At 47.1% G+C, this 20,718-nt stretch carries 22 protein-coding genes; 14 read left to right on the plus strand and 8 right to left on the minus strand.

Annotated features, from left to right (window positions below; all coding sequences use genetic code 11):
- Nucleotides 1–12 precede the first annotated feature (12 nt).
- From IPL71_RS14795 to IPL71_RS14805, 3 genes are read left to right on the plus strand one after another with little or no spacing between them, the layout of a single operon-like run.
- Nucleotides 13–168: a hypothetical protein gene (locus IPL71_RS14795; protein WP_345322887.1), complete on the plus strand. Its 156-nt coding sequence runs from the start codon at nucleotides 13–15 to the stop codon at nucleotides 166–168.
- A 47-nt stretch (nucleotides 169–215) separates the two neighbouring features.
- Nucleotides 216–2,243 (plus strand): molybdopterin biosynthesis protein, encoded by a 2,028-nt coding sequence (locus IPL71_RS14800; protein ID WP_345322889.1) that lies wholly within the window; start codon nucleotides 216–218, stop codon nucleotides 2,241–2,243.
- A 2-nt stretch (nucleotides 2,244–2,245) separates the two neighbouring features.
- The gene (locus tag IPL71_RS14805) at nucleotides 2,246–2,611 is read left to right on the plus strand and encodes a response regulator (RefSeq protein WP_345322891.1); all 366 of its coding nucleotides are present in this window, start codon (nucleotides 2,246–2,248) and stop codon (nucleotides 2,609–2,611) included.
- Between the two features lie 58 nt (nucleotides 2,612–2,669).
- Here the strand turns inward: IPL71_RS14805 and IPL71_RS14810 are convergent, their stop codons facing one another.
- Complete coding sequence (locus tag IPL71_RS14810; protein ID WP_345322892.1) at nucleotides 2,670–3,425, minus strand: hypothetical protein; 756 nt, start codon at nucleotides 3,423–3,425, stop codon at nucleotides 2,670–2,672.
- Nucleotides 3,422–4,459, minus strand: coding sequence for a histone deacetylase family protein (locus IPL71_RS14815; RefSeq protein ID WP_345322894.1), 1,038 nt, complete (start codon nucleotides 4,457–4,459; stop codon nucleotides 3,422–3,424). The genes IPL71_RS14810 and IPL71_RS14815 overlap by 4 nt, the downstream gene beginning before the upstream one ends.
- On the opposite strand from IPL71_RS14815, the gene IPL71_RS14820 reads away from it, so the two are divergent.
- On the plus strand, nucleotides 4,424–5,062 hold the full coding sequence (locus IPL71_RS14820) for a nitroreductase family protein (RefSeq protein ID WP_345322896.1): 639 nt from the start codon (nucleotides 4,424–4,426) through the stop codon (nucleotides 5,060–5,062). The two genes, IPL71_RS14815 and IPL71_RS14820, sit on opposite strands and share 36 nt — an antisense overlap.
- 40 nt (nucleotides 5,063–5,102) lie before the next feature.
- On the opposite strand, the gene IPL71_RS14825 is transcribed toward IPL71_RS14820, so the two are convergent.
- Nucleotides 5,103–5,981 (minus strand): glycerophosphodiester phosphodiesterase family protein, encoded by an 879-nt coding sequence (locus IPL71_RS14825; RefSeq protein WP_345322898.1) that lies wholly within the window; start codon nucleotides 5,979–5,981, stop codon nucleotides 5,103–5,105.
- Between the two features lie 204 nt (nucleotides 5,982–6,185).
- On the opposite strand from IPL71_RS14825, the gene IPL71_RS14830 reads away from it, so the two are divergent.
- The 10 genes from IPL71_RS14830 to IPL71_RS14875 all read left to right on the plus strand — a co-directional run bounded on the left by IPL71_RS14830 (nucleotide 6,186) and on the right by IPL71_RS14875 (nucleotide 14,938).
- On the plus strand, nucleotides 6,186–6,521 hold the full coding sequence (locus IPL71_RS14830; RefSeq protein WP_345322900.1) for a helix-hairpin-helix domain-containing protein: 336 nt from the start codon (nucleotides 6,186–6,188) through the stop codon (nucleotides 6,519–6,521).
- Between the two features lie 122 nt (nucleotides 6,522–6,643).
- Nucleotides 6,644–7,039 (plus strand): c-type cytochrome, encoded by a 396-nt coding sequence (locus tag IPL71_RS14835; RefSeq protein ID WP_345322902.1) that lies wholly within the window; start codon nucleotides 6,644–6,646, stop codon nucleotides 7,037–7,039.
- Between the two features lie 119 nt (nucleotides 7,040–7,158).
- Nucleotides 7,159–7,623: a thioredoxin-dependent thiol peroxidase gene (bcp, locus tag IPL71_RS14840; RefSeq protein ID WP_345322904.1), complete on the plus strand. Its 465-nt coding sequence runs from the start codon at nucleotides 7,159–7,161 to the stop codon at nucleotides 7,621–7,623.
- Nucleotides 7,624–7,961: 338 nt separating this feature from the next.
- Nucleotides 7,962–8,966, plus strand: a complete 1,005-nt coding sequence (coxB, locus tag IPL71_RS14845; protein ID WP_345322906.1) for a cytochrome c oxidase subunit II — start codon at nucleotides 7,962–7,964, stop codon at nucleotides 8,964–8,966.
- A gap of 22 nt (nucleotides 8,967–8,988) precedes the next feature.
- On the plus strand, nucleotides 8,989–10,848 hold the full coding sequence (locus IPL71_RS14850) for a cytochrome c oxidase subunit I (RefSeq protein WP_345322908.1): 1,860 nt from the start codon (nucleotides 8,989–8,991) through the stop codon (nucleotides 10,846–10,848).
- An 18-nt stretch (nucleotides 10,849–10,866) separates the two neighbouring features.
- Complete coding sequence (locus IPL71_RS14855) at nucleotides 10,867–11,649, plus strand: cytochrome c oxidase subunit 3 (RefSeq protein ID WP_345322910.1); 783 nt, start codon at nucleotides 10,867–10,869, stop codon at nucleotides 11,647–11,649.
- Between the two features lie 100 nt (nucleotides 11,650–11,749).
- The gene (locus IPL71_RS14860; protein WP_345322912.1) at nucleotides 11,750–12,352 is read left to right on the plus strand and encodes an SCO family protein; all 603 of its coding nucleotides are present in this window, start codon (nucleotides 11,750–11,752) and stop codon (nucleotides 12,350–12,352) included.
- A gap of 21 nt (nucleotides 12,353–12,373) precedes the next feature.
- Nucleotides 12,374–12,871 (plus strand): hypothetical protein, encoded by a 498-nt coding sequence (locus IPL71_RS14865; RefSeq protein WP_345322914.1) that lies wholly within the window; start codon nucleotides 12,374–12,376, stop codon nucleotides 12,869–12,871.
- A gap of 16 nt (nucleotides 12,872–12,887) precedes the next feature.
- A complete protein-coding gene (locus IPL71_RS14870) occupies nucleotides 12,888–13,619 on the plus strand; it encodes an SURF1 family protein (RefSeq protein WP_345322915.1) in 732 nt (243 codons plus the stop codon).
- Between the two features lie 2 nt (nucleotides 13,620–13,621).
- Nucleotides 13,622–14,938 carry a heme o synthase gene (locus IPL71_RS14875; protein WP_345322917.1) on the plus strand — a complete coding sequence of 439 codons (1,317 nt, stop codon included), beginning with the start codon at nucleotides 13,622–13,624 and terminating at the stop codon, nucleotides 14,936–14,938.
- A 236-nt stretch (nucleotides 14,939–15,174) separates the two neighbouring features.
- Here the strand turns inward: IPL71_RS14875 and IPL71_RS14880 are convergent, their stop codons facing one another.
- The 5 genes from IPL71_RS14880 to IPL71_RS14900 all read right to left on the minus strand — a co-directional run bounded on the left by IPL71_RS14880 (nucleotide 15,175) and on the right by IPL71_RS14900 (nucleotide 20,547).
- On the minus strand, nucleotides 15,175–16,245 hold the full coding sequence (locus tag IPL71_RS14880; RefSeq protein ID WP_514130791.1) for a glycosyltransferase family protein: 1,071 nt from the start codon (nucleotides 16,243–16,245) through the stop codon (nucleotides 15,175–15,177).
- 164 nt (nucleotides 16,246–16,409) lie between these two features.
- Entirely contained in the window at nucleotides 16,410–16,661 is a 252-nt protein-coding gene (locus IPL71_RS14885; RefSeq protein WP_345322918.1) for a hypothetical protein, read from the minus strand.
- A gap of 24 nt (nucleotides 16,662–16,685) precedes the next feature.
- Nucleotides 16,686–17,909, minus strand: a complete 1,224-nt coding sequence (locus IPL71_RS14890; RefSeq protein ID WP_345322920.1) for a hypothetical protein — start codon at nucleotides 17,907–17,909, stop codon at nucleotides 16,686–16,688.
- 262 nt (nucleotides 17,910–18,171) lie between these two features.
- Nucleotides 18,172–19,326 (minus strand): glycosyltransferase family 2 protein, encoded by a 1,155-nt coding sequence (locus tag IPL71_RS14895; RefSeq protein WP_345322922.1) that lies wholly within the window; start codon nucleotides 19,324–19,326, stop codon nucleotides 18,172–18,174.
- A 111-nt stretch (nucleotides 19,327–19,437) separates the two neighbouring features.
- Nucleotides 19,438–20,547: a sigma-70 family RNA polymerase sigma factor gene (locus IPL71_RS14900; protein WP_345322924.1), complete on the minus strand. Its 1,110-nt coding sequence runs from the start codon at nucleotides 20,545–20,547 to the stop codon at nucleotides 19,438–19,440.
- Nucleotides 20,548–20,718: the final 171 nt, after the last annotated feature.

A 20,718-nucleotide genomic window follows, 5' to 3' on the forward strand; every position in this document is an offset into this window, starting at 1 on the left:
CTGGAGTCATCAATGACTATGAAAATTTTCAAAGCCGCACAAGAACGCGGCCTCCGCACTCGTCCGCTGGGAAATACATTAGCATTCTCACCCCCGCTTTCCATCACCGAAGTTGAAGTTGACGAAATCATCAAACGCCTCGGCGCCAAGATGGTTGGAATCTTGTAAATTAAAAATCTAAAATTAAAAATCTAAAATCTAAAATCGAAAATCAAATGTCAGTCTACCTTCATGATATACCCCTCGCTCAAGCCCAATCCCGTTTGCGTGAAGCCCTGCAAGACGCAAATTTATGGCGCGTACTTGGCACAGAAGATATTCCCTTAAGTGAGAATGCCCTGGGCCGTGTCACCGCCGAACCGATCTGGGCTGAAATTTCATCGCCGCATTATCACGCCTCCGCGATGGATGGTTTTGCCTTGCGTGCAATTTCCACCAATGGCGCCATGCCTTCCGCACCCGTCACTTTGTTTATTGGCCCTGAAGCGCAATATGTCGATACAGGTGATCCGCTCCCTGAGTGGGCGAACGCGGTGATTCCGATCGAGAATGTTGAATCACTCGACGAGAATGATCAAATCACAAAGGATATTCGCGGCCCCAAAACCATTCGGATTCGCGCCGCTGTTGCACCGTGGAGTCACGTCCGCCCGTTGGGTGAGGATATTGTCGCCACGCAGCTTGTTCTGCCCGCAGGACATACACTCCGCCCGGCGGATTTAGGTGCCATAGCCGCATCTGGACATCAAACCATTCGCGTCTCTCGTAAGCCGAAAGTTGCCATTTTGCCAACCGGCACGGAACTAGTCCCGATCGGATCCAAACTAAAATCTGGCGACATTCTTGAATACAACTCACTCGTTATGGCAGCACAGATCAAAGCCATGGGCGGTGAGCCGACCCGTTACCCGATCACAAAAGATAATTTTGAATCGATCTGTGAACGAGTCCTCGAAGCCGCACAAACGCACGACCTTGTTTTATTAAACGCAGGCTCGTCCGCTGGCGCTGAAGATTTCTCATCGAAAGTAGTTGAGAAGTTAGGCCAGTTACTTGTGCATGGGGTTGCCGTCCGCCCGGGCCATCCCGTAATTTTAGGCATGGTGAAAAAGGAATTAGGAATTAAGAATAAGGATACAGGAAACCTAATTCCTAATTCCTCGTCCCTAATTCCTATCATCGGCGTCCCCGGCTATCCAGTCTCTGCGGCGCTGACTGTGGACATCTTCGTTGAATCTGTTATTGCCAAATGGCTTGGGCGCAGACCGCATGAACTTCCCACCGAGATGGCAACGTTGACTCGTAAACTGGTTTCACCTGCGGGCGATGATGATTATGTAAGAGTTGCTGTCGGGAAAGTGGGTGGAAAACTTCTCGCTGCGCCGTTGTCACGTGGAGCAGGAGTCATCACATCACTGGTGCAGGCGGATGGATTGGCGTTACTTCCCAGCGGCGTACAAGGCATGGACGCAGGCGAGCAGGTTAAAGTCCATTTGTATCGCAGCAAATCTGAGATCGAACGGACGATCTTTTGCATCGGCTCGCATGATATGACTCTCGACTTGCTGGCGCAAGTCCTCGCTGGATATGATCGCAGACTGGCTTCTGCAAATGTCGGCTCACAAGGCGGGTTGATTGCATTGCGGCGCGGTGAAGCACACTTGGCAGGGTCACATTTGCTTGACCCTGCAACGGGTGAATACAACATCTCTTATATTCGTCAGTACATGCCGAATATTCCCGTGAAGGTAATTGCATTGGTCGGGCGTGATCAGGGGTTGATCGTTAAGAAGGGAAACCCGAAGGGAGTGAAAAGCCTGGGAGATCTGACCAGTTCTCAGTCCCGCACTGAGCCGAGTCGAAGCGTCCAGTTTGTGAACCGCCAGCGTGGAGCAGGGACGCGCGTCCTGTTGGATTATCATTTGAACTTAATGGGGATACCATCCGATTCCATCCTCGGCTATACTCAGGAAGAATATACATATCTTGGGGTGGCTGCCGCTGTGGCTTCTGGCCGTGCAGATTGCGGCCTCGGAATTGCCGCCGCCGCGCAGGCATTGGATTTGGATTTTGTCCCTTTGTTTCAGGAAAGATATGATTTGGTGATTCCGAAAGAACATGCAGAAAATAATTTACTTTCGCCTTTGTTTGAGCTGATAGCCGGCGCTGACTTTCGAAATTCTGTATCGAAGTTAACAGGCTATGATGTTTCAGTCATGGGTAGAATTATTTTGGAGGATTAAATATGGACGGATTGATCATAGACGATAATCGAAATACAACAGATGCCTTGCAGCAAATGTTGGAGGTGTTGGATTTGCCCGCGCGCGTGGCGTATGGTTCCAGTGCGGCAATTTCTGTGTTGGGGAGTTTTGTTCCGCTTTTTATTTGTTTGGATATTAACATGCCTGGTGTGGATGGTACTGAAATTCTGGCATACCTGAAACGTGAGCCGCGTTTGATGAAGGTGCCGGTCTTTGTGATTACATCTGATGACCAGCCTGAAACACGTCAACGTGTGATGAAGGGTGGCGCGCTGGCAATGTTAATCAAACCCGCGACGATTGACGCGTTGGAAGGTGCTTTGAAAAAAGCGGGTATATTGAGTTAAATAGTTAAACGTTGTTAAATAGAAAAATCCACTTCTTCAAAGAAGTGGATTTTTCTATTTATGGCGCAGGCCAGGGAATTTGTGCCGGCTTTGAGAATCCGTGTTTTTCCACGGTATACAATACGCCTTCAGACGGCAGCGGACAGCTTGGCTCGTCTCGAACGGTATAGCTTGTGGTGTATTGATCTGGATAGGAATAAGTCCACCATAGATATGCACCGTTTTGGCAAACGTAGGCAATGATCAAATACCCGCGATCCTTGTCTTTGGTTATCTCCACTTGTTCCCATGTGATGGTTACTTCGTCGCCGCTGCGAACAGCGTTAATGTTTGCGGGCGGACCGTACTGATTGTAGCCAATGGATTGCAGGTCAAGTTCTTCGTAATATATTGCGCCCACATCACCGGTCACATCCACAACCGACGGCGCGACCCAGCAGTAATAATCCAATTTATCAAATTTAATATAAAGCCATGTACTATATTCAAACCGCCCGCGGACTGTTCCAACATCGCCGGCATATAGATCGGCAGCGTGCAGGAATGCAACTGATGGTCCGTAACGACAATGCGCCTGTTTGTTGACCGTTACAGTTGGAAATGAAAATGTAGGCGTTGGTGTAATACTTGGCGTGAATGTAATGATGGGTGTGAAGGTTATGGTAGGAGTGAAGGTTGATTCAGGTGTAAAGGTAAAGGTGGGTGTTGCTGTTTCAGCCGGCGGAACAGGTGTCGACGTAGGTACTTGTGAAGGCAGGCTGCACGCCAACGTGGTGAGAAATAAAGCCAAAGCCGCAGCGTGTTTTCTTTTCATTTAAAGTTCTCCAGTAAAGTGACCACATTTGTGCCGAGCGCCTCATTTGCGTAACCGCCTTCCATAATGATCACAGTTGGTAAATTGAGATCGGCAATTCTTTTTCCTATTTTACGAAACCCTTCACGTGTTACCTTGAATGTGCCGAGTGGATCATCCTTAAAGGTATCCATGCCGGCAGAGAGGATGAGATAATTTGGCGCAAAGTTTTTTATCATTGTTATTGCTTCGTCTAAGGCTGATAAATACCCTTCATCATCCGTATCTTTTGGAAGCGGAAAATTTTTATGAAAGCCGAGTCCGGCTCCCGCGCCGGTTTCATCCGCAAAACCAACGTAGTGCGGATATTCGTAATCAGGATCACCGTGAATGGATATGGTCAATACGTCATCGCGTTCGTAGAAAATATCCTGTGTGCCGTTGCCGGCGTGATAGTCAATATCGAGCAGCGCAACTTTCCCTTTTGCTGAAAGCCAATTCGCCGCGACAGATGCGTTGTTGATAAAGCAATATCCCCCGGCATAATCTTTCCCTGCATGATGCCCGGGCGGACGGCAAAGACCAAATGCTGATCGCTGACTGTTGACCGCTTCTTGTGCCGCATTCAATGCACAGTTGGCAGAAGCAAGCGCGGCTTCATAAGTTGCGCCCATGATACATGCAGATAAATCCATCATGTAGTATCCGGCTTTGCCGAGCAGTGTGCTCGGTACACGCGGCGTTCTTCGCAATGCAAAGGTTGCCGGCAAAAAAGCATTCTGCTCGGGCGCAGCAGCGATCTCGGGGTCAGAGGCCAGCCACTCGGTCCATGCTGAGGCGAGGAATTGAATATACCCTTCATCGTGCGTGGCGTAGATCGGGGCGAGTCCAAAATCCACGGGTGCGATAAATTCCGCCCAGTCCGTTTTTTTTAGCGCAGATAAAATTTTATCCATGCGGTCGGGGTTTTCATAATAAGGCACGCGTTTGCCGCCATCGAAAACTTCAAAAGGCGGATAATGTTTGCGATGTTCTTCAGAGTAAAATATTTTCATGGTAAGACAATTTTACCCGCAAGCGTCTTGGATGACGGAGGAACAATGGAAATATTAGAAGCAATTCATGGAAGACTTACAGTTAAAAATTTAAAACAGGATGTTTTGCCACGTGATCTGATCGAAAAACTTTTAAGTGCAGGCGCTCAGGCTCCCAATCATCATAAAGTGCGACCCTGGCGTTTTGTAGTATTGACCGGAAACGGGCGCAACAAATTAGGCGACGTAATGGCCGCTTCTTTTCTGGAACGTAATCCTGCTACGCCGCCTGAAGGTTTGGATAAACCCCGGGCATTGCCGCTCCGCGCGCCTGTTGTCATTGCCGTTGGCGCAGATAAACCCACCGATACAAAAATAGTTGAAATGGAAAATTTTGCCGCTGCATCTGCCGCTTGTCAGAATATTTTGCTGACCGCTCATGCCTTGGGTTTGGGTGCGATTTGGCGCACTGGTGAATGGGCGTGTGATGCAAAAGTTAAGGAATTTTTGGGCTTTATGTCAGATCAACACATTGTTGGTTTTATTTATGTTGGCTATCCCGATGTAATGCCTGAGCCTTATGTAAGATTAGGGTTTGAAGATAGAGTGACTTGGATGGATTAAAAAATACAGGCTAGAGGTTTTAAACCTCTAGCCTGTATTTTTATCTTCCCAAAACTTTCATCATGAGATCGGGTCTGTCTGTGATGATGCCGTCCACACCCCAGTCAATTAGTTTTTGCATGGTTGCCTCATCATTGATCGTCCACGGCTCAACGGCGAGATTGCGTTCATGTGCGGCTTTTACAAAAGCGGGGGTCATCACTGTGATGCCGCCGGATTCTTCCGGGACTTGTAAAGAATGGAATTTGGGCGAATAAAAACTACCAAGGAAGGGTTTGGTAAGCAGGACGAATACAGTCGTTTCGTTTTTCGCGCTGGACGTGGCTACTTCGGGACATTCTGTGCGGAATTCTTTTAATCTTTCATCATGAAACGAGGCGATCAAAACTTTATTTTGCATGTCATACTTTCGGATCAATTCACAGAATGGTTTGCTCATGGACGCGTTGGTCTTTTTTATCTCGATCGTCATGCGCATGTCAGGAAAGGCCTGAAAGACTTCCTCCATGGTTGGGATACTGATGCCCTGTCCGCGGAAGGGGAAGGTTTTGCCTTCATCTGGTGACCAGTCGTAGCCGGCATCCAAATGTTTGAGTTCGGCCAGCGTCATAGATTCAATGTCGCCTGTGCCGTCTGTGGTGCGGTCTACGGCTTCATCGTGCATGAGGACGAGAACTCCATCCCGGGTGATGTGTACGTCCATTTCGAGCACGTCTACACCAAGGTCGGCGGCGTTTTGAAATGCAAACATTGTGTCTCCAGGCCAAATTCCATCCCCACCTTGATGAGCAATGATAAGCGGATCGTTCAGGTCATTTGAGTAATATGGGTGCTCAGCGACGGGCTTGGAAATCACCCGAACGATAACAAGTAGTGCGAGAATAACCAGAAGAATTTTGTGCCAGACCTTGAATTTCATGTTGAGTCTCCAAAATAAGATTATCGGATTTTACCCCATTCGTTTTATTGATTGACACTGGCAATTATTTCACGTATAAGTGGCGAATACCAAATTTTTTGTGGAGGCGAATATGCTTATATTACGGTTGTTGTCTGAAGGCGGAGAGAGTCCGAACACTACCTTACAGTGGATGTTGTATGTAGGGATAACTTTCTTTTCTTGATGGTCATTGTCGGGTGGTGGGCCAGCTCGAAGAAACAGGATCAGGTTGAAGTCCAGCATGAAGCGCGTAGTCATTCTAAGAAGGATGCCGATGATCTGGTCAAGATCGAAGGGGTTGGCCCCAAGGTTGTGAAAGTTTTAAATGCTGGTGGTATCACAACTTTTGATGAACTTGCTCATGCCAAAATTATGGATGTTCAAAAGATGTTGGATGATGCGGGTTTGCAGATGATGAATCCGGAAGGCTGGATTGATCAGGCAAAACTTGCGGCGAAGGGTGATTGGAAGGCGTTTGAAAAGATGCAGAGTGAATTAAAAGGCGGACGGAAAAAATAAAATTGCTTTTGAGTTCTGCTAAATGTCACTTGATGCAGGTAATTTATATCACTGTATTTAATTTCACAAACGGGATATAATAAATCCCGTTATTCGACATAAAAAACAACTGGAGGTAGAAGATGAAGAAAGTCTTGTTTGCTGTTTTAGTTTTGGCTGCGCTTGCTTTGGCGGCTTGTGGTGGTGGGGCTGCTGTAGCTACTCCCGCTCCTGTTCCTGCTGAATATGCAGGAGTGACCAGTCCTCTCGGTGCCGATGCTGCTGCGGCTGGCGCTGAAGTTTTCAACACCAACTGTGCTTCCTGCCACGGCCCACAAGGTCATGGTGATGGCCCTGCCGGTGCCGCGCTTGATCCGACACCCAAGAATCTTCCTGAACTTATGCCTCTCGTAGGCGATGATTTCCTTTACTGGCGCATTAATACAGGCAAGGAAGGAACTTCAATGGTTGCCTGGAAGGGCGTTTTGACCGATGAGCAGATCTGGCAGGTTATTGCCTACGTCCGCACGCTTAAGTAAGAGATAGACTTGATTTGAAAAATAACGCACTCTGAAAAGAGTGCGTTATTTTTTTGCCGTATAATAGCGCATTCTAAAACTAAAGGCTGCTATATCAAATAATAAAAGGAGATCTTGTTATGCCAATTTCTGCTGGAATTTCTGCGCCTGAATTTGAAATGTTGGATGATACAAATACGCTGCGTAAATTATCCGATTTTCGCGGTCAGAATATTGTGCTTTATTTTTACCCCAAGGATGATACGCCTGGTTGTACAAAAGAAGCTTGTAATTTTCGTGATGATTATTCTGCATATGAAAAGGCCGGGGTGGTTGTGTTAGGCGTGAGTCCGGATTCTGTGGCATCGCATGTTAAATTTAAAAAGAAGTTTCAACTTCAATTTCCGCTTCTTGCAGATGAAGGACATAAAATTTGTGATCTGTATCAGGTGTGGGGGCCGAAAAAGTTTATGGGAAAAGAGTATGAAGGCGTGCTTCGCACCACATTCCTGATCGATGCCGACGGGAACATAAAAAAAGTGTTTGAGAATGTGCGGCCTGCTGAACATAGCGTGGAAATATTAACTGAATTGGGGTTGGGGTGAAAGAAAATTAATTTTTGTATATTTGATTTGATCAGGAATTTGAGGATTTTTCTCAAAAGAGAGCGCGTTTTTTGAAGATGGTAAATAATTGTCAAATGTAATGCCGATGTCGGCTGTTTTCTTGCCATCATCGGTGTACTTTTTTCAATTATTTCATGGCCGTCTTGTTAAAGAAGTAGTGTACAAAGTCAGTGGTAAATAGTGACATTTGTTCAAGTCTTTGGTATAGTAGGCAGGTTGTGAAAATAGTGACAATTCATACTAAATTAGTCTTATTTCTTGGACATAGTGAACTTTGGGGTTAATTTCCCCGTTGAAATTTCATCAGGAGAGAGCATATGCGACACTTTGTGATTGTGGGAATTTTGGTCATTGTGACGGCCATTCTCACTTACGTCGGTCTGGACTCTGTAGGGCTTTTGCCTGTTGAGGCAAGTGCTCAAGCAGTTTCGATTGACTGGCTGTGGAATTGGCAGGTTGTTGCCATATCATTTTTGTTTTCGTTGATTGTTGTGCCCATGGCGTACAGTCTGGTTGTTTTTCGCCGCCGCAAAGGTGACACCACTGATGCGGAACATATTGAAGGGAATACAACTCTGGAAATTGCTTGGACGGTGGTGCCGCTTATCATCGTGGTGATCTTTGCGTATATGGGCGCTTATTCACTCGGGGAGATTAAGCGTGTTGATCCCGATGCAGTGATCATCAAGGTTAAGGCTCAGCAATTCCAGTGGACATTTGAATACCCTGAATATGGCATTATCAGCACTGAGTTGCATTTGCCGGTGAACCAGCAGGTCGTTCTAAAGATGGAAGCGGTGGATGTGATCCATTCATTCTGGGTACCGGAATTTCGCATTAAGCAGGATGTTGTGCCTGGACGTGTTACTGAATATCGAGTCACCCCAAATTTAGTTGGCTTATACAAGGTGAGATGTGCTGAACTGTGCGGGTCGGGGCATGCCGTGATGGAAGGTCTCGTGGTAGTAAGTGAAGAGGCAAACTACGAGAAGTGGCTTGCCGAACAACAAGCCATTGCCGCTGCAGCTCAGACTCCCGAGGGACAAGGTAAATTATTGGTTGTTAAAAACGGATGCGGTGGTTGTCACTCGATCACAAGTACGCCGCTTCCCAGTGCGCCAACCTGGTTTGGGCTTTTTGGCTCAAACGTAGAATTGGCTGACGGTTCTACTGTTGTTGCGGATGATGCCTTTTTGACCGAATCCATTGTGGATCCCACGGCGAAGGAAGTAAAAGGTTTCTCGCCTTCCACCATGCCGCCGTATGTTCTGACAGAAGAAGAAGTTGCAAATATCATCGCGTACATTAAGACGCTGAAATAGTTTTGCTGGAGGATTTTTTATAATGAAGCGTTTCTTTTCTATACCACTAGTGCGCGGATTGGTCTGGTTTGTCGTGGGGCTTCTTGCAGGTGCCGCGATTGTGACAGGCATCCGCGCCGTAATGGGGTTGGAACTTTTTGGTACCAGAGGCTTTACTGAGCCTGCCTGGGTTTTTGGTGGATTTGTTGCCACGCTTTCATTTCTTGCTGGTCACGGTGTAATGAGTGATTGGTTTAAAGTCTGGAGAGGCGAGGAAGTATCTGAGCATCATGAGGATCCGGAAGGCTGGTTGAAATATCTTGGCCCATCCTTGGACCATAAAGTGATTGGCATTCAATACACGATTACGGCTCTTTTGTTGCTGGTAGTCGGCGGTGTGTTTGCATTGATCTTCCGCACGGAATTGGCATTTGAAGGAATGCAGTTCCTAAGTATGGATCAATACAATACGTTGATGTCTTTGCACGGCATGGTGATGATCGTTTCGATCCTGCTTGGTATTGCCGGGTTAATGAATTATCTCGTGCCTTTGTTGATCGGTGCGCAGGATATGGCATTTCCTCGTTTGAATGCCTTCTCCTATTGGATCGCCGTACCCGCTGCTATTTTGCTGCTCATGAGTATGCCTTTGGGTGGCGTGGAAACAGGCTGGACGGGATACCCGCCGTTGTCTGCGAGTCTCAACAAACTCGGACAGCAGATGTTTTTCCTTGGCGTATTTGTTGCTGGCTGGTCATCCATTCTTGGCGGTTTGAACTTGATCGTTACCGTTGTTCGGATGTGTGCAAAGGGTATGGTCGCTTTCCGTATGCCGATGTTTGCCTGGGCGTCCATTGCTACTTCGCTTATCTCCCTGACTGCCACCCAGTTGATCGGACTTTCGTTTCAATTGGTGATGTTCCAGCGTTTGTTTGGTATGGGATTTTTTGACCCAGCAAAAGGCGGAAATCCGGTGCTGTTTCAGCATCTTTTCTGGTTTTACTCACACCCTGCTGTATATGTGTTTATTTTGCCGGGGTTGGGAATCATCTCCGAATTGCTGCCAGTCTTTGCCCGCAAGCCGCTATTTGGTTATCGTTGGATCGCCATGTCTTCGCTTGGCATCGCATTGGTGGGCTTCCTGGTTTGGGCGCATCACATGTTCACTTCCGGCATGAATGAATACCTGCGGGTGCCATTCATGTACAGCACCCTGCTCGTCGCTGTTCCCACAGGTGTTAAATTCTTCTCATGGGTTGGGACGATCTGGAGAGGTAAGCTGCAAACCTCCACACCGATGCTTTTTGTGCTCGGTGGGATCGTTGTCTTTTTGATGGGCGGTCTTTCCGGCCCCCCAAACGCCACTGTTTCCACTGACCTTCATCTTCATGATACATATTGGATCGTGGGACATTTTCACGATACGATGTTCGGCGGGTTTGTATTTCCGTTTTTTGCGGCTTTATATTTCTGGTTCCCCAAAGCTACTGGCCGCCGTATGAATGAAAAGCTGGGACAACTTCATTTCTGGCTAATGACCCCGTCATTCTTTGTGTTGACCCTTGGAATGATGCGCATCGGTCTGCTGGGAATGCGCCGCCGTATTGCAGATTATGATCCCGCTTTGGGATTCGAGATGTCGCATATTGTCCTCACTATTGCTGCGTTTTTGATCGCTCTTTCTGTGTTGATCTTCTTGATCAATCTCGTTCAGAGTATCCGTAACGGCGAAGTTGCAACTGGCAATGTGTGGAACTCACGCTCACCTGAGTGGCAGGTCCCATCTCCAATGCCTGCCCATAACTACGATCAGCCGTTCGAGGTTGTTGGCGAACCGTACGATTACGGTTTGGCTGGTTCAAAATATGTTGAATTTATTGCCTCTGCGAAAAGCAAGCATTAATAAAAGGGGAGGAGTGATATGACACACACACAAGATAAATCTGCCGCTTTTGGCCTGGGCGTGGTGATTTTTATTTATCTGGCCGTCCTGACAGCGCTCGAATGCTTTGTCGCTGTTACTTTTGAAGCAATTTCCATTTTAGTGGTGATTGCTCTTGTCAAAGCCGCCCTCGTTATGTATTACTACATGCATATCTATCAGTTGAACGCTGAAAACGAGGGTGACGAAAATTCCTACGCATTCAAGACAGGTACAAACCGTTTTGGCCTGTGGTTATTCCTGCTTTCCGACGCGTTTGTTTTTGGCGGTTTGCTGGTTATGCGTTTCAATCTGCTCGCGATGACCCGCCCGCATCTCAATCAAACTCTTGGTTTGATCGTGACGGCCGTTTTGCTCATTTCCTCCTTCTTTATGAATCGCGGCGAAACAGCCATGGCTCATGGCGATCGCAAGGGGTTCCTTAGGAACACTGCCATCACCTTTGTTCTTGGTTTTATATTCTTGATCGGTGTGGTATTCGTGGAATGGAGACTGGCCGCCGAAGAAGGGCTCGTTGCCAGCTTTGGAAATACAACCGTTGGCCCGCAGGGCGCAGTCTTCTACATGATGACGGGAATGCACGCCTTTCACGTTTTTACAGGTTTGATATTCCTTGCTCTTGTCTGGAATAATGCGCGCAAAGGCAGCTTCTCTGCTGAAAGACATTGGGGTGTCGAAGCGGCCACCATCTACTGGCACTTTGTAGATCTCGTCTGGATTTTCTTCTACCCTGCCTTATACTTGATCGGAAAGCTTTCCTAGCATAAATAGGAATTTTCCGCATATTCTGGTATAAGTGAATAGAAAAAGAAGCGAGCGGGGCGGCCAAACGGTCGCCCCGCTTTTTGAAGGATTAATAACAATGGACAAGAAAATATTTTTTGTTGGACTTGCCGCTCTGGCATCCGTTGGGCTTGCGATATTACTGACAGTGATATTTACGAAACCCGCCAGCTTTCGAGGAACAGAATATGCAGAACCATTTCTGCCCGCTCCCGAAGTTGAGCTGCTTCGTTCAACTGGTGAAACTTTTCGATTGAGTGACCAAAAGGGAAAAGTGGTTTTACTTTTTTTTGGATATACTTCCTGCCCTGATATTTGCCCGACCACACTCGCTGAACTAAAAATGGTCATGGATGATCTGGGAGATAAAACCCAATCGGTTGATGTGGTTTTTGTTTCAGTGGATCCAGAACGTGACACCCCTGAAAAAATTCAAAAATATGTTGAACATTTTAACAAGCAGTTTATAGGGTTAAGCGGCTCGATCGAAGAACTTGATTTGATCTGGAACAAATACGGAGTCACTCGTGAAGTAACAGAATCTGATTCTGCTTTTGGCTATATTGTTAATCACTCGGCGCGTGTTTATTTAATTGACCCAAATGGCAATCTGCGGCTCTCCTATGGATTTCAAACTCCAGTGGAGGATATTGTGAGTGATCTTGAAGTTTTGTTGAAATAACTTTCCATGAAAGAAAAAAATATGAATTTCGCACGAAAGACAGTTGCTTCTCGAATCGTCATCTCCATGCTGGCTGGTCTGTTGATCGGAGCCGCCATCAACGAGATCTCATTTTTATTTTTGCGTGAGAGCGCCCGCGCTCCAAGAGTGATCGAGCTTGTGATCCCTGATGGAACAGCAGAAAAAGTTGCCCGCGGCGAAGCTCCGCCAACGATTCCCACCTCGATGACTTTTGTTGTAGGTGATACTTTGTTGGTAAAGAATGATGACAAGTCTAATCACGAACTTGGCCCGCTGTGGATTCCTGCCGGCACTTCTGCGAGCCTGTCTTTGGATGCGGCTCAATCCTACGCCTTTGATTGCTCATTCCAACCCGGACAGTACTTTGATCTTGATGTGCGTGAAGCGCTCACGGCGGGTACACGTCTGTATGGGATCTTGTTTTCAGGTATCCCGCTTGGTATTCTGATCGCGCTTTATGCGCTCATTGCTCCTGCAAAGAAAAAAGCGCTGATATAAGTTTCTGAAGGAAAAGATGATTTTAAAAAAAATGTTTGGCCGTGGATGGTTGATCGCCACTTTACTTGTTTTTACAGGAACAGCAATTTGTATACGACTTGGCATCTGGCAGTTGGATCGTCTTGAACTACGCCGTGCATTCAATGCCCAGGTCGAATCCATGCGCGCTGCGGATATGTTGGATTTGAATCAAGATATACCCGTTGATATTGCTTCCATGGAATGGCGCGCGGTGACGGTCACTGGCGAATATGATTTTGAGAATCAGACCGCCTTGCGGAATCAATATTACAGCGACCAATACGGATATCATCTCATTACTCCGCTTCTTTTCAACGAGACATCTGTTCTGGTGGACCGCGGCTGGATCCCCGCTGACGGAAATGCATCGCCTGCTGATTGGCGCAAGTATGACGAAGCGGGGCAGGTAACGCTCACAGGACAGATCAGGCTTGGGTCGGGCAAACCAGCTTTCGGCGGAGTCGCGGATGCGCTGCCTGAGACAGGGCAATCTCTTCTCGTGTGGAATAATCTGGATGTGGCGAACATCTCAAAGCAGAATCCTTATCCGCTTTTGCCTGTGTATATTCAACCAAATGTTGATGAAACAGATGTTGAGCCGCCGATTGCATATCAGCCGGTTGTTGAATTAACAGAAGGTTCACATTTTGGTTATGCTTTACAATGGTTCACGTTCGCGACGATCTTGTTTGTCGGTTATCCCTTTTATTTAAAAAAACAGGAATAGACATGAAGTATTCTCTCAAATCTTCTTTTTCTCGTTTGATATTGGCACTATTTGCAATGGTTTTACTTTTAACAATTGTTGGGCGTATTGTCACTGTGACAGGTGCGTGGGCATATTGTGTTGGCTGGCCTGTGTGTGTGCCAACCGAACCTTTGGGCTATTTAAAACTCGCACATCTTGCGTTGGTGGGTGTGTCTTCCATTTTTATGGTACTGGTGTGGCGCAAGGCGTGGCGCGAACAGCGTGACCAAAATTTGCTTTTACCATTAACCACTGTGACCGGCGTTTTATTTTTAGGCCAGGCGTTTATTGGTGCAATTGAAGTGACGCGCAATTATCCGTTACATTTGGTGGTGTTGCATACGATGACTGCCATTGCATTATGGATTTCATTAAGCGTGCTGGTTTTTGCTTCTGGCGTGCTGGCAAAGGATGCAACTGAGGTTGTGAAGCTGGATTTCCGTCAGCGTATGAAGGATTTCTTTGTTTTATCAAAACCATTGATCGTGGTTTTGCTTTTGGTTACAACCTATAGCGGTTTGGTGGCAGGCAGTCAGGCCTGGCCGTCTGCTGAGCTTACGTTTTGGACCTTGCTGGGCGGCACGTTTGCGGCGGCTGGTTCCAGCGCTTTGAATCAGTATATTGACCGTGAGTTGGATAAGAACATGCAGCGTACTGCGAAGCGTCCGTTGGCAGACGGGCGTTTGACCGCCGCTGAAGGGTTGTCCTATGGGTTGGCGCTTTCTTTGATCAGTTATTATGTGATGGCGGGTTTTGTGAATTTGCTCGCGGCTTTGCTTTCACTCGCGGGTATTTTCTACTATGTTATTTTTTATAGTGTGATGCTTAAGAAGGCTACTGTACAGAATATTGTGATCGGCGGCGGGGCGGGTGCTATTCCGCCGATGGTAGGGTGGGCGGCTGCGACTGGTCATTTGGGGCTGGCGGCGTGGATTCTTTTTGCGATCGTTTTCATGTGGACGCCGCCTCATTTCTGGGCTTTGGCGATTGTGCGCATGAAGGATTATGAAAAGGCGGGTGTGCCGATGATGCCGGTTGTGCATGGCGAAGAAAGAACACGCAGGCACATTCTGGTGTATACGATTGAGCTGATCGCAGTCACTTTATTGCTTCCGATCTTTAATTTGGCCGGGACGGTCTATTTGATATCCGCTTTGGTGCTTGGTGGTTTCCTGCTTTATGCGGCGTGGCGTGTTTTCAAAGTGGGTGGAAACAAGGTCGCCTGGACAATGTACCGTTGGTCGAGCATGTATCTGGCGTTTATCTTTTTGGCAATTATGATCGATGCGGTTGTGTAGCGATCATTTTAGCATTTTGTTTTTTGTGTAACATGACTCACCCCGAAATTAAGGTTTCGCGGGTGAGTTTGTTTTTAAGAGAAAATGGGACGCACGCAAAGCGAAACGCTGAAAATGCGGATTTTTTGTCCTGTTCCGCGTCCATCCGCGTTCGTCAGCATCCCATTATTAAATTTGGGGCGTGTTATGTTTATTTATGATTTATGGAATCGAAGGGCACTGATTACGCTGATTAGTTAAGGTTCTTTTCTGAGATAGAGATAAAGCCTGATGTCGTCCAATATTTCTGTTGATGCGAGCGTAAAGTGATCATTTAAATATTCGATGTCTGGATGGGACTGAAACCCTTGCGCTGTGAATTCGTCGATGGATTGCTTGAAGATGATGTACCATACTCTTGAGGCGCTTGTAGCGGCAGTTTCAATGTCTTTTTGATATTCCAAATGTAATATGTTTCGTGTGGCAGGAGAAAGTGTGTCGGTGGAACTTCCTGGTGGATCGATGATGAAGAATTGAGGCAGGCTGCGGTTGAAATAAAATGATGGCAGGTAGGTGAGTTTACTCGAATGAACGATAATGTCGCCTTGTTTTAGTCTGTCTGTGAGGCTTTGATGCAGAGCCGGGTATGGTGCGTATGGGAAACCCTTATAGATGACATGTTGCGAGAATCCAATTCCGGCAGAGATAAAAATTAATGCGAAGGCAAAGACTTGAATTGGAGCAGGGCATTTGGTTTTTGTGAATGCCCAGGCGAGCCAGATACAGAAAATTGCATGGGATGGTAATAAGGCTCGCTCTACATATAGGGGCGAAATTTGCGATGCAAGCCAGAGTAATAATGGCGGCGTGAATGAAAGATAAGCGAGCCAAAGTCCGCTTTTTTCTTTCGGCATGCGATACGTCTGAAAGGATGCAAGTGCGATGGTTAATGTTGCGAGCAGCAATCCGGGCAGGAGTAGATTATTTGGGAGCGGCAGGTGTGGGAGGTAAAGCAGGAAGAGTGTAAAGATTTTTTCAAGTCCCGGTTTTTCGATCCAAAAACTGGATGTGACTTTTGAAAGCTGTGCGGGAAGTTGAGTCAGCCACGGGGAGTAAATGATCAGTGCGGCGAATCCGGCTGCGGTTAATGAGCGAAGCGTTTTCCAGTCGCGTTGAAAGATCGGGGTGAGGGCAAGCGGGATTAAATAAAATGCAGCGAGGTTGTGAGTATATTGTGCGAGTGCGGCTGCGATGCTGAATGGAATCCACTGGCGTTTGAGAAAGGTCAATGTTGCGAGAGAAAGCCAGAAGGTTAGAAAAACATACATGCGGACTTCCTGCCCATAGTGAATTTGAAAAGGGAGGATGGCCGAAAGCAGCGCGGCTGTAAGCGCAGTGGGCGGGCCAAATAAATGATTCGCAATTTGATGGATACATAATACGATTCCGAGTGAAAGAATAACGGAAAGCTATCCGAACCGAAACAAGCGAATTACCAAAAATGGATCCAGCCCCAGAGCATGAAGTAATATGCGGGTGGATGTTCTTCCGCGGCGGAGGAATCGGCATCTGCGGCAAGTGTGCCATTGAGAATTGCGGTCGGTCCCTGTTCAGCCAGCAGAATGGAAAATGCCTCATCGTACCAAATGGGCCGCGAGGCAATCCCGGCAAGCCGGATGATTAAGGCAAGGGCTAGAATAAAGATAAGTTTTGTTTTTTTGTTTTGCAGTAAAGAGTACATCATGATCGAGTTTTTGCTTGTGCTATTTTACTTGTGTAAAATGACGGCTGTGTCGTCTTCGTATACAACTCGCCATTGCTGGTCGTTTTCCAAGGTTAGCGCCAGTGGGGAGTTGCTTTCTATGATCGTCCATTCAATGTTGTGCTGTTCAAAAATTTCCTGCCAGCCATCTGTCAGTGTGAGTATGATTTCATATTGCATGGTGACCTCTCCCGTGACATCTGCCATGCTGTCGATGAAAGTTAATTGCTCCGGCCATAGATGGAATGCTATATAGCCGCCCCAGTTTAGATCGTTATACATTTTTCCTTGTTGCGGATTTTTTTTCAGCCATTCAACTGCTTGAACTGGAAACATGGGCTGAGTAAATTGATAGAAGATCTGTGCAAAACTGTTGGTGATTACGAAGGTGCTCAAAATGACCGTGGCGGTTACAGGCCATAATATTCCTGTGATCCTGCGTTCCACGTTTTGAAGTGTCAGTTCGAGTCTTTCTACGAGACGGATCTTCTTTGTTTCAGAAAGAGTTTCAGCCAATACAAATGGAGCGACTATGCCGTATAGGTGAATGTTGCGGACGGCGATCAAGCTCATGGCGCTGAAGCCTGCCAGCAGCAACCCTTGTGCTGCGGATAGTTTTTCTTTTTTGATGGCTAGCAAGAAAATGGAAATGACAAGCAGTCCTAAAAGTATGCGCATTTCGGGCGTTTGAAAGTTGGGTGTGTTGGCTTCCAGCATGCGTGACATTAAGTATTGATTGTTTACAAAGCCTAATATGCCAACCCATGGTCCGACGCCGCCGGGATTTAATAAACTTGCCAAGGCAGATAATATCAACGCCAGCCAGATGTTCTTTCCGATGTCAGAAGTTGTGCTTGTGCGGTCGAGCAGGTAATCCATTGTCCAACCGACAGAGTATGCGAGCAGGACGAGGATCCCGGCGATAAATTCACCATGCAAATTGCTCCACAATAACATTAAGACCGGGAACCTCCAGAGTGGAATTTTTTTGCCGCGCCGCAGATCATCTGACCAGATAAGCCAGATCGCCAGTAAAAGCATGGACATTAAATGGGGTCGTGTGACCCAGTTTATGGATGTTGCAAATGCGCCCCAGGCTACGATGATCAATACTGGAATGCGGAGGTTTACCCTTGTTGATAAATTGCTGTAGATCAGGGTAAATGTGGATGCGATCAAGAGCGCGGAAAGTGCAATAACGCCAGCCAGACCCGTGTATAAATAGGTCACATAAAGAATTAAATCCGAAAGCCACTCAGAAGCATGTGAAACACTGTGTTGATTTAAATAAGGATGGATGAATAACTCAGTGGTGGGGACAGTTTGGTTTTCAAGGCTGTATTTCCCGGTTCAGAGATGACGCGGAAAATCACCGTCCAGATTGAGCATTCGTTGTCCCAGCAGAAGGACTGCTAAAAAATCGAAATAAAGAAAATATCCTGCAGCCTTGGCAGGAGTCGTAGAGGGAGGTTTGATTTCATGTGGATTCTCGTTATTTAAGTCTGGTATTTAATATGCTCAAAAAGAAACTGGCAAAGAATGTTTGAAACCCCAGCGTAAATAGCACTGCGCCTGGAATAACAAGCCGCATGGAGAATGTCGGATCAATATTACCGAAAAGATTTTCACCCCAGTAAATTAGCGCTCCAACCGAGCTGACGAATCCGAGCAGGATCATACCCAAACTGATCACAATGCCTTTTTCCAGACCGATATTTTTTACGAATTTATCTGTTAGATCATCTTTTGGCAATAGATTTGCGTTGACGCCAAAGACATAAGTGAAAAGGGAGAAAAGAACGGCTTGAACTCCCAGAATGATCAGGAACGCGGCATACATCAGGGTATTGATATCCAGGGTGATTCTTCCAATGTGCCTTGGCCCGCCAAGCAGGAACGCCGAGAGGAGAATGCCCAGTACGGTCAGTACGATGCCCGGGTAAAAGAATAGCCAACGCGGGCTGTAAAGCAGCAAAAATCTTAAGTGCCTCCAGCCATCCGTCCAGGTGCGGAGATGCGGCGGACGTGTGCGTCCATCGGGATATAAAATAGTAGCAACTTCCTTTATTTTCAAGCCGCGCATGGTGGCTTTTACGATCATCTCGCTGGCAAACTCCATGCCGGTGGTTTGCAGATTGAGTTTCAATATTGCATCTTTTCTGAAGGCGCGCAATCCGCAGTGGAAATCTCCGATGTCACTTTTGAAAAATAGCCGCGCGATGCCGCTCAACACAGGGTTGCCCAGATAGCGATGGAGAAAAGGCATCGCACCGCGCATAATTCCGCCCTTGAATCGATTTCCCATCACGAGGTCACAGCCTTCGTCTAGCGTGTTGATAAAATCCTGCAAATTGGAAAAATCATAGCTATCATCTGCATCCCCCATGATGATGTAATCACTTTGTGCCGCTTCAAATCCGCCCATTAACGCGCTTCCATATCCTTTTTGACTTACGTGAATCACCCGCGCTCCTGCGCGTTCGGCGATTTCCTGTGAGCCGTCTGTACTGCCATTGTCTGCGACAATGATTTCGCCGATGATCTTTTCAGCCGCGAAAAAATGTCGTGCTTTTTTTATGCATATTTCCAGGGTTTCTGCTTCGTTCAGGCAGGGCATTACGATGGTGATACGTGGTGTGGTTTTCATATTTGATCGCCCGTTTTTTCGCTCTAAATGAAGTGGACTTAAAAAGAAGTTGCGCAATTGTAGCAGAAAAACAGCCCCTGATATTTCATCAGAGGCTGTTTTATCTTTTATTTATTCGCCTAAATAATCGCGTAATTTTCTGCGAATAGACGGGTGGCGTAGGCGGCTTAGGGCTTGTGCTTCGATCTGTCTCACACGTTCACGTGTGACGCCCATCTTGCGGCCTACTTCTTCGAGGGTGTAGGCTTGTCCATCGAGCAGGCCGTAACGCAATTGCAAAATACGGACTTCGCGCGGCGGCAAGCCGTTTAACACTTCGCCGAGGTGTTCACGCAATAGGTTATAGGTGGCGGTTTCATCGGGTGGTGGAGCCTCATCGTCTTCAATGAAGTCGCCGAGCACAGAATCTTCTTCGTCATCTGTGGGTGTTTCCAGTGAAAGCGGACGGCGCGCCACCTGAATCATATTTTCAACTTTTTTGGGCGGCACATCCAGCGCAACGGCTAACTCGTCCACGCTGGGCTCACGGCCAAGGCGTTGTGTGAGTTGATGTTGCACACGCAGGAGTTTGTTGATCTGGTCTCCCATGTGTACCGGCACACGGATGGTGCGTCCCTGATCGGCGATGGCGCGCGTCACTGCCTGACGAATCCACCAGGTGGCGTAGGTTGAGAATTTATAGCCGCGATGATAATCAAATTTATCTACCGCACGGAACAGACCAATATTGCCTTCCTGAATCAAATCCAGGAAAGGTACGCCGCGTCCCATATATTTTTTGGCAACCGAGATCACAAGGCGTGAGTTGGCAGTGATGAGATGTTCACGTCCGGCCCAGCCATCTTCAATGGCCTGACGAAGTTCCATTCTACGTTTAGGGGCAACGTTGCCATGCGCGAGTTCTTCACGGGCGGTACGTCCGCGTTCAATGCGCTGGGCCAATTGCACTTCTTCCACAGCTGTCAACAGCGGCACACGGCTGACCTCTTTGAGGTACAAGCCAATCGTGTCATCGGTGTCAATGTTTGCCAGATAATCATCGAGTGAAAGATCAGGCGCTTCGGGTTCTGCTTCGCCGCTTTCTTCCACCGCAACCAATTCATCTTCTGTTGGTTCGGGCATGACCGGGTCTTCCATGAAAGGAATGCCCGCGCTTAAGAGCGCCGAAAATGCTTCTTCGAGTTGTTCCACATCCTGCTCTGCTTCAGGGAAGAAGTGCAAAATGTCATCAAGTGTTACATATGATTTTGGCGGCCAAGTTCTATCAGCCGCGCTATAGCAGGGAATTCTTCTTCGTCGTCAACAATCAAAATTTTCTCTACATCCATTAATACATCCAACTTTCAAGAATTTTTTATAAACACAATGCAAAATCAGAATACACTTTTTTAA

Source organism: Candidatus Villigracilis proximus (genome assembly GCF_016717045.1).
Lineage (GTDB): Bacteria > Chloroflexota > Anaerolineae > Anaerolineales > Villigracilaceae > Villigracilis > Villigracilis proximus.